The sequence below is a fragment of the Gordonia sp. DT101 genome, from assembly GCF_049844895.1.
Classification (GTDB): Bacteria; Actinomycetota; Actinomycetes; order Mycobacteriales; family Mycobacteriaceae; genus Gordonia.
The window spans coordinates 67137-76360 of the sequence record NZ_JBNCLX010000006.1 but is presented as its reverse complement, the minus strand read 5'-3'; the positions used below and the strand labels follow the sequence as shown (position 1 = coordinate 76360).

7 protein-coding genes are annotated in these 9224 nt (G+C 68.5%); all 7 read left to right on the top strand.

The genetic code is table 11. The features are described 5' to 3' along the window. The first annotated feature begins 35 nt into the window (after positions 1–35). The 7 genes from ACLQ3I_RS19675 to ACLQ3I_RS19645 all read left to right on the top strand — a co-directional run bounded on the left by ACLQ3I_RS19675 (position 36) and on the right by ACLQ3I_RS19645 (position 9198). Positions 36–1196 (top strand): hypothetical protein, encoded by a 1161-nt coding sequence (locus tag ACLQ3I_RS19675; protein WP_425804132.1) that lies wholly within the window; start codon positions 36–38, stop codon positions 1194–1196. Between the two features lie 9 nt (positions 1197–1205). Next, the gene (locus tag ACLQ3I_RS19670; protein ID WP_425793908.1) at positions 1206–2606 is read left to right on the top strand and encodes a replication-associated recombination protein A; all 1401 of its coding nucleotides are present in this window, start codon (positions 1206–1208) and stop codon (positions 2604–2606) included. 208 nt (positions 2607–2814) lie between these two features. Continuing rightward, positions 2815–5493: an alanine--tRNA ligase gene (gene alaS / locus ACLQ3I_RS19665; protein ID WP_425804130.1), complete on the top strand. Its 2679-nt coding sequence runs from the start codon at positions 2815–2817 to the stop codon at positions 5491–5493. Beyond that, positions 5490–5921 carry a Holliday junction resolvase RuvX gene (gene ruvX, locus ACLQ3I_RS19660; RefSeq protein ID WP_425793911.1) on the top strand — a complete coding sequence of 144 codons (432 nt, stop codon included), beginning with the start codon at positions 5490–5492 and terminating at the stop codon, positions 5919–5921. Before alaS ends, ruvX begins: the two co-directional genes overlap by 4 nt. 100 nt (positions 5922–6021) lie before the next feature. Then, the gene (locus ACLQ3I_RS19655) at positions 6022–7857 is read left to right on the top strand and encodes an endolytic transglycosylase MltG (RefSeq protein ID WP_425804128.1); all 1836 of its coding nucleotides are present in this window, start codon (positions 6022–6024) and stop codon (positions 7855–7857) included. Positions 7858–7861: 4 nt separating this feature from the next. After that, positions 7862–8692, top strand: coding sequence for a shikimate dehydrogenase (locus tag ACLQ3I_RS19650; protein ID WP_425793913.1), 831 nt, complete (start codon positions 7862–7864; stop codon positions 8690–8692). A 119-nt stretch (positions 8693–8811) separates the two neighbouring features. Further along, on the top strand, positions 8812–9198 hold the full coding sequence (locus tag ACLQ3I_RS19645; RefSeq protein WP_425793914.1) for a prepilin peptidase: 387 nt from the start codon (positions 8812–8814) through the stop codon (positions 9196–9198). The last annotated feature ends 26 nt before the right edge of the window (positions 9199–9224 follow it).

Here is a 9224-nt window from a genome sequence, read left to right as displayed (position 1 = left end):
GCCGTGATCGGCGATTGGGTAGGTTGGTGGGTGACATGACGGTAATCACTGAGAGTCGCATCGCCGGTGTGGTGCGCGCGGCCGAGGCGGTTCTCTCGCATCGGGCCGGTTCCCCCGTCACCCTCGCAGACCCCGAAGACCTCGGGGGTAGTGGCCGTACCGTCGTGGTGCGGGCCAGGGTGGCGGTCAATCCTCTGTCGATGGATCGCACCCTGGTGATCAAGGCACTGCCTGCCGACGAGGACCCCCGTGCCTTCCATCGCGAACTCGCCTCGTACAAATACGCCACCGCGCTGCCCACCGAATCCCGACCGGGACCACAGCTCATCGCATCCGACCCCGACATGCGGGTACTCGTCCTCACCGACCTCGGACACGGACGCTCGCTGACCTCGCTGTTGTCCGGTACCGACGTCGTCGAGACGTCGCACGCGGTCAGTGCCTGGGGCCAGGCCCTCGGCCGGATGCACACGGCGACGGTCGGCGGTGAGATCGACTTCCTGGCCATCCTGCGACGCGGGGCGAACGGCACCGACGACGTCGACGTCCTCGGCGAGGCCGCCGCGCGGGCGGTCGAGGACGCCCCGGGGTTGACCGAGCGCCTGGGTGTCGAGCTGCCGGATGACGTCGCGAAGCGACTGACGATCGCCTGCGGGCTGTTCGCCGACGGTGAGCACCGGGCCTTCAGCCCGTCGGACGTCGGTGCGGAGAACATCGTGCTCAACGACGAGGGCGTGCAGTTCATGGACTACGAGTGGGGCGGCTTCCGCGACGCCACTCTCGACATCGCGTATGCCCTGGTCACCTTCGGTGCGCAGTTGTCGCACGTCAACGTCGATCACCGCGCCGACCTCGAGATCGCGATGGTCGACGCGTGGCGATCCGAGGTCTATCCCATCTGGCCGGGGCTCGGTCACGACGGTGAGGCGACCCGCAAGATCACCACCGCCCGGTTGTTGTGGACGTGGCTGTCGACCGTGTGGATGCTGCCCGACGACGGCGCCGCATCGGTCGCGGAGCCACGTTCGGCCCACGCAGGCCAGACCCACGACTGGGCGCTGCACACCAACGACCCCCGCGTCGTCGTCGCGCGCTGGGCGGATCTGTCGGCTGCGGCGGTTCGGGCCGGTGAAGCGGAGATCGCCGAGTTCGCGTCCCGGCTCGGTGCCGCGCTGCAGCGCACCTGGCTCACCTGACGGCGCGCCGTGGAAGGGCTGTTCGACACACCGACGGCCGCCCCGGGTCCCGGCTCGGGCGGCCTCGCGTCACCTCCCGGCGCGCACGCCCCCCTGGCGGTGCGGATGCGTCCGGAATCGCTCGACGAGATCGTCGGCCAGCAGCATCTGCTGGGTGCCGGGTCGCCGTTGCGACGCCTCATCAACGGTTCCGGCGCGGCATCGGTGATGCTCTACGGCCCGCCCGGCACCGGTAAGACGACGATGGCCGCCCTGATCTCCCGCGCCACGGGCGGGCGGTTCGAGGCGCTCTCGGCCCTGTCGGCGGGCGTCAAGGAGGTGCGCGCCGTCATCGACGTCGCCCGGCGGCGGCTGATCGAGGGACAGCAGACCGTGCTGTTCATCGACGAGGTCCATCGGTTCTCCAAGACGCAACAGGACGCGTTGCTGGACGCGGTGGAGAACCGCATCGTGCTGCTGGTGGCCGCGACCACGGAGAACCCGTCGTTCTCGGTGGTCGCGCCGTTGCTGTCCCGGTCACTGGTGCTGCAGCTGCGTTCCCTCTCCGACGACGACATCCGCGAGGTACTGCGCCGGGCCGTGGCCGACCCGCGCGGGCTGGACGGGCGCGTCGAGGTCAGCGACGAGGCGATCGACCATCTCGTGGCGGTGGCCGGTGGGGACGCGCGTCGCGCCCTCACCGGACTGGAGGCCAGCGCGGACGCGGCGCTGCGCGGCGACGACGAGGACTCGGCGGGGGGCGACGGTCACCGGCCCGTCCTCGACGTCACCGAGGTGGAGGCGGCGATCGACCGCGCCGCGGTGCGCTATGACCGCGACGGTGATCAGCACTACGACGTGACCAGCGCATTCATCAAGTCCATCCGCGGCTCCGATGTCGATGCCGCGTTGCATTACCTGGCTCGGATGATCGTCGCGGGCGAGGACCCGCGATTCATCGCCCGTCGGCTGATGATCCATGCCAGCGAGGACATCGGCATGGCCGATCCGACCGCCCTGCAGACGGCCGTGGCCGCCGCGCAGGTGGTGGCATTGGTCGGTATGCCGGAGGCGAAGCTGGCCCTCACGCAGGCCACCATCCATCTGGCGACCGCGCCGAAATCCGGGGGAGTGGTCTCCGCGATCGGTGCTGCGATCGCCGATGTGGAGGCCGGGAAGTCGGGGGCGGTGCCCGCACATCTACGGGACGGCCACTATGCCGGCGCCAAGGGCCTGGGCAGCGGCATCGGCTATCGATACCCGCACGACGACCCGGACGGGGTGGTCGCCCAGCAGTACGCGCCCGATGAGTTGGTCGGGGTCGACTACTACCAGCCGACCGATCACGGATACGAACGCGAGATCGGCGCCCGGCTGGGCAAGTTGCGGTCCATCGTGCGGGCCGCGGTCGCCCGTTCGCGTCGCCGATAGGCCTCGCGGTCGGGTCAGCCGACCTCGACGACCGCCTCGTGGCGGACCGGGAAGTTCACCGGGTTCGAGTCTGCCACCGGGCTCCGACACGATGCCGGACACGGGCTCGTTCCCACCGCGGCGGTAGTCTGGAGTGTCGCTGACCGGTCTCGACCGCCGGTCCGGACCACCAGACGTCAGACCGACCACTCACCAAGGACGAACTCAGTTGCAGACGCATGACATCCGGCAGCGCTTCCTGGATCACTTCATCAAGGCGGGCCACACCGAGGTCCCGAGCGCCTCGCTGATCCTCGATGACCCCAACCTGCTGTTCGTCAACGCGGGCATGGTGCCGTTCAAGCCCTACTTCCTGGGTGAGCAGACCCCGCCCTTCGACCGGGCGACGAGCGTGCAGAAATGCGTGCGCACCCTCGACATCGAGGAGGTCGGGATCACCACGCGTCACAACACGTTCTTCCAGATGGCCGGCAACTTCTCGTTCGGCGACTACTTCAAACGCGAGGCGATCACCTTCGCCTGGACGCTGCTGACCAACAACGTCTCCGACGGTGGCTACGGGATCGCGGGCGACAAACTGTGGCCGACGGTCTACCTCGACGACGACGAGGCCGAGGCCATCTGGCGCGACGAGATCGGTGTACCGGCCGAGCGCATCCAGCGGCGCGGTCTGAAGGACAACTACTGGTCGATGGGTGTTCCCGGACCCTGCGGCCCGTGCTCGGAGATCTTCTACGACCGCGGGCCCGCCTACGGCAAGGAAGGCGGACCCGAGGCCGACGAGGACCGCTACATCGAGATCTGGAACCTCGTGTTCATGCAGAACGTGCGCGGTCCGGGTGGTGGCAAGGAGGGCTACGAGATCCTCGGCCCGCTGCCGAAGAAGAATATCGACACCGGTATGGGAATCGAGCGCGTCGCCTGCATCCTGCAGGGCGTCGACAATGTCTACGAGACCGACCTGTGCAAGCCGATCATCGACCTCGCCGCGCGACTCACCGGCCGGGCCTACGGCGCCGGCAATCACGATGACGACGTGAAGTTCCGGGTGATCGCCGACCACGCCCGCACCGCCACCCTGCTCATCGGCGACGGCGTCCTGCCCGGCAACGACGGTCGCGGCTACGTCCTGCGCCGCCTGCTGCGACGTGTGGTTCGGTCGGTCCGCCTTCTCGGCGCCGATCAGCCGACGATGGGCGACTTCATCAACCTCGTCGTCGACACCATGTCGCCCTCGTATCCGAACCTGGCAGAGCAGCGCAGGCACATCGTCGATGTGGCGATCGGCGAGGAGGCGTCGTTCAGCAAGACGCTGGCCGCCGGTTCCAAGCTCTTCGCCGACGCGGCGCAGGCCACCAAGGCCGCCGAGAAAACCACGATCAGCGGTGACGATGCCTTCACCTTGCACGACACGTACGGCTTCCCGATCGACCTGACACTGGAGATGGCCGCCGAGGCCGGGCTGTCGGTCGACCAGCAGGGGTTCACCGCGCTGATGGCCGAACAGAAGCAGCGCGCCAAGGCCGACGCGACCGCCCGCAAGACCGGTCATGCCGACATGTCGGTGTACCGCGAGTTCCTCGACCGCGGGCCTACCACTTTCACCGGATTCGACGAACTCGTCTCGGAGGCAAAGGTTCTCGGACTTGTGTCCGACGGCGCCCGAGTGCGCAGCGCGTCGCCGGGACAGGAACTCGTCGTGGTCCTCGACCGCAGTCCGCTCTACGCCGAATCCGGCGGTCAGATGGCGGATGTCGGGACCATCACAACCGGAGACGGTGTGCGCCTGCGTATCAACGACGTCCAGAAGGCCGGCAAGTCGGTGTGGCTGCACAAGGTGACCGTCGACGAGGGTGAGATCGCCGAAGGCGACGAGGTCATCGCATCGGTCGACCAGACGTGGCGGCACGGTGCGACACAAGGACATTCGGGCACCCACATGGTGCACGCCGCACTGCGCGAGGTACTCGGACCCACCGCGACACAGGCGGGATCCCTGAACCGGCCGGGCTATCTCAGGTTCGACTTCCACTCCGGGAAGCCGTTGTCGGAGAGCCAGCGTCGTGAGATCGAGGAGATCAGCAACGCGGCGGTCGAGGCCAATTATCCGGTGCACACCTTCGAGACCGGACTGACCGAGGCGAAGCAGATGGGGGCGCTGGCGCTGTTCGGTGAGAACTACGGCGACGTGGTCCGCGTCGTCGAGATCGGCGGGCCGTTCTCCATGGAACTGTGCGGCGGAACGCATGTCGCGTCGTCGTCACAGATCGGTCCGGTCACCGTGATCGGCGAATCGTCGGTGGGATCGGGTGTCCGGCGTGTGGAGGCCTATGTCGGCATGGATTCCTTCCGGTTCCTGTCCAAGGAGCGGGCGCTGCTGGCCGGCCTGGCGTCGTCGCTCAAGGTGCCCTCAGAGGAAGTGCCGGGTCGGGTCGAGCAACTGGTGAACCGACTGCGCGATGCGGAGAAGCAGGTCGAACGGATGCGCGCGGATTCGGCTCGTGCGGCGGCCGGGGGGCTGATCGATTCCGCCGTCACGGTGGGTTCGACACTGATCGTTGGTGGGCGTCTGCCCGACGAGCTCGACGCCGACGGGCTGCGTTCGCTCGCAACCGATCTGCGCGGCAAGGTCGCCGACCGGCCCGCGGTGATCGCGCTCTTCTCATCGACCACCGACGGTGCGACCACCAAGGTGCCGTTCGTCGTGGCCACCACCGATGCCGCTCGTGGACTCGGCGTCAAGGCCGGTGACATCGTCAAGGAGGTCGCCGGACTGGTCGGCGGCCGTGGCGGCGGAAAGCCCGATCTCGCTCAGGGATCCGGTTCCGATCCCACCGGCGTCGACGCTGCGATGACCCGCCTGCGCGAACTCGTCCGGGACCGATGACGGCGTCCCGCGGACGTCGCATCGGCGTCGACGTCGGATCGGTTCGCATCGGTGTCGCGGTATGTGATCCGGACGGGATCCTCGCGACGCCCGTGGAGACCGTTCGGCGGACACCGGCCGGCAAGGCGGACATCGAACGGATCGCCACCATCGTGGCCGAGTACGACGCCGTCGGCGTGGTGGTCGGTCTGCCCAAGACATTGCGCAACGAGGACGGGACGGCGGCCGGGCTGGCACGTGAGTTCGGTGATGAGCTCGCGGACCGGATCAGCCCGATCGGTGTCGAATATCACGACGAACGCCTGACCACGGTGACTGCGACCCAGGCCCTGCGTGCGAGCGGGGTGAAAGCGAAATCCTCGCGCGCCGTGATTGATCAAGCGGCCGCGGTCGCTATTCTGCAGGGGTGGCTGGATACGCGACGATGAGTTCTAGATCCGTCCGGCCCCACAGCCCAGCGCAATTCGCGATCGCGAATCGGCGCTGCAGTGCAGCCGACTTTCGCCGGAACCGGAGAGGAACCACTCGGTGACCGACGAGCACCAGCATCGGCCGCGATCGCGGCGACATGACATCTCCGAACAGCCCACTGAGCAGCTCGATCTCGATCGACTGCGCTACTTCACCCAGCCCGCCGACGGCAAGCCGTCGACCCGTCATCGTCGCCGCCGCGAGATGGAGTCGGTCGAGCCGGAGGTCGGGCGACCTGCGCAGGCGGCGGCCCCGCCGAACCCGCCCGCGGGTTCTCAACCACCCCCTCCCAGCGGTCCGATGCCCAGTGCTCCGATGCCCAGTGCTCCGATGCCCAGTGCTCCGCCGGTGCCGAGCCCTCCGCCGCCGCCCGCCCCGCCGCGGACCGCTCCGCAGCGCGTGGCACCCGAAGCCCGCCGACGGGCGCCGAGCGCACCGCCGCCACGGAGCCGACCCGAGCGGATCCCCCCCGAGCGGATCCCCCCAGCGGACGACGCCGATCCGGACCGGCCCCTGACGCTCTCGTCGGGCGAGTACAGCGACCCGCTGCGCAGCGCGGTGCCGCACCGGGTACGTCCACAGACGATCGAGCCGCAACCGCCGCGCACGCACTTCCTCGACAACGACGAGGACGTCGCGGGCGAGACCGCCGACGACCTCCCGGATCGTGGTCGTCGTCGTCCGCGACGGGAGAGCGGCGCCGGGCGTTCCAGGGAAAAGCGTCCCCGCCGTGAGAGAGGCGGCTCGCCGAATCGCACGCGACGTCGCGTCATCCTCGCGCTGGTGATGGCCTGCATGCTGGTCCTGGTCGCCGGGGTCGGATTCGTCGGTCTGCGCTCGCTCGGGGTCTTCGAGAACCACAAGGACTACTCCGATGCGGCAGGCACGGCCGATGTGATCGTCGACATCCCGCAGAACTCGACGCTGATGGACTTCGGCCGGATCCTGGAGAAGGACGATGTGGTCGGCAGTGTCAACGCGTTCCTCGACGCCGCAGGCGGACAGGCCATGTCGGGCGGTTACTACAAGCTCCGAACCCAGATCCCCGCGTCCACCGCGGTCGCCATGATGACCGACGACAACGAACACCGCGTCGGTCGCGTGGTGGTGCCGGAAGGGCTGCAGCTCGACAACAAGAAGGGCGTCGACGGCAAGACCACTCCGGGAATTTTCCAGATGATCTCCGACGCCACGGCGGTGACCGTGAACGGTCAGCGGGTCGGTGCGGACGTCGGACAACTCGAGAAAGCGGCCGCCGAGTCGACACCGGACCAGCTCGGGGTGCCCGCGTGGGCTCGCCCCACTGTCGAGCAGCTCACGGGTGATCATCGTCGGATCGAGGGATTGATCGCGCCCGGGACCTGGGAGACGATCGATCCGAACCACTCGGCGACCCAGATCCTGCACGATCTGATCGTCGCGAGCTCGATCCGCTTCCAGCAGTGGGGACTGCTCGAAACGCAGGACTCCGGACTGACCCCGTACGAGACGCTGGTGGCGGCGTCGGTCGTCGAACGTGAGGTGACCGACCCCGAGGATTTCCCGAAGGTGGCCAGGGTGATCCTCAACCGCCTGGCCAAAGACCAACGGCTGGAGATGGATTCGACTACCAATTACACGGCGAACGTGACGAACATCGACGTCTACGGCGACGCCTACAAGGCCGACAACAAGTGGAACACCTACCGCAACACGGGACTGCCGGTGACGCCGATCGGGGCGGTTGGTGAGCGTGCGCTGAGTGCGGTCGAACATCCGAGCGCAGGTGACTGGCTCTACTTCGTCACCGTGGACCGGCAGGGCACCACGCTGTTCGCGAACACTTTTGAGGAGCATCAGCAGAACCGCGAAAAGGCTTGTGAGAACAAGCTCCTGAGCACCGGGTGCAGCTGATCGGATGGACCTGACAGCTCGCCGGGCCGCGGTACTCGGATCACCGGTCGGTCATTCGCGTTCGCCGGACCTGCACCTGGCCGCCTATCGTGCGCTGGGTCTGACCGACTGGACCTATGACCGGATCGAGTGCACTGCCGACGAGCTGCCGGAGCTGGTGGGTGGCCTGGGCCCCGACTTCGTCGGCCTGTCGGTGACCATGCCGGCCAAACTCGCGGCCCTCGCGTTCGCCGACGAGCGCACGACGCGGGCAGAACTCGTCGGGTCGGCCAACACGCTGGTACGCACCGAACATGGCTGGCGCGCCGACTGCACCGACATCGACGGCATGGCAGGCGCACTGCTCGAGGTGGGCGCCGACGCCGCGGCGAACTCGTCCGCCGTCGTCGTGGGTGCCGGAGGTACCGCGCTGCCCACGGTGGCCGCACTCTCGGACGCCGGCTTCACCGATCTGGTGGTCGTGGCGCGGGATGCGGGCCGGGCCGCACCTGTGATCGAGCTCGGACGGACCGTCGGCATGACCACCGCGGTGCTGCCCTTCGAGCCCGGCGCCGATCTCGAGGAGCGCGCCGCTGCGTCCGGCGTGGTGATCTCCACGGTCCCCGCCGGCGCGACCACACCACTCGTCGGTTCGCTGGCGTCCGCGGCGAAAGTCGTCGACGTGATCTATCACCCGTGGCCGACGCCGTTGGCGGCCGCGGTGTCGACCGCGGGCGGCCGCGTGGTCGGGGGACTGGTGATGCTGCTCAATCAGGCATTCAGCCAGGTCGAACAATTCACGGGTCGCCCGGCGCCTCGGGAGGCAATGGCCGCCGCGCTCGGCGGCGCCGGATGATCGACCCGCGGTAGCACGGTTCCGATACCGGAGCGATCGACCCTCCACAGGGGAACAGCGATCCACAGCGCCGTCGAGCGAGTGATGCCCCGGGTCCGCGCGACCGGCACTCTCGGCGGATGAGCTCATTCCTGGTGCTGATCTGGCTGGCGGTCGTGGCGGTGGGCGATCTGCGCACGGGACGGATCGCGACGGCCCTCGTCTGGCCGGGAATCGCGGCGACGATCGGCATGTCGGTCGGACACCCGGGAGTACTGGCCGCTGCCGTCGTCACGGCGACCCCCTACCTGGTGGCGGTGCTCGCCCGCGCGTGCGGGGGCGGCGATCTCAAGCTCGCCTTCGTCATCGGCGGAATGGTCGGCGACGTCGGTGCGGGGCTGGTCGTCGTCGTCCTCGCCGCGATGGTCACGCTCGGCCCACATCTGCGAGCACATGCGGGCGAGCCCGGTCGACCGCACGGTCCGGCGCTGGTCACCGCCGCGCTCTTCACTCTCGGCATCGCATGACGGGGTCTACGAGGTGGGGTCGTCGG

What these genes read in the sequence shown, in the direction of transcription:
- ACLQ3I_RS19675 (WP_425804132.1), top strand. Translation starts at nt 36, where the DNA reads ATGACGGTAATCACTGAGAGTCGCATCGCCGGTGTGGTGCGCGCGGCC.
- ruvX (WP_425793911.1), top strand. Translation starts at nt 5,490, where the DNA reads ATGACGGCGTCCCGCGGACGTCGCATCGGCGTCGACGTCGGATCGGTT.
- ACLQ3I_RS19650 (WP_425793913.1), top strand. Translation starts at nt 7,862, where the DNA reads ATGGACCTGACAGCTCGCCGGGCCGCGGTACTCGGATCACCGGTCGGT.
- ACLQ3I_RS19645 (WP_425793914.1), top strand. Translation starts at nt 8,812, where the DNA reads ATGAGCTCATTCCTGGTGCTGATCTGGCTGGCGGTCGTGGCGGTGGGC.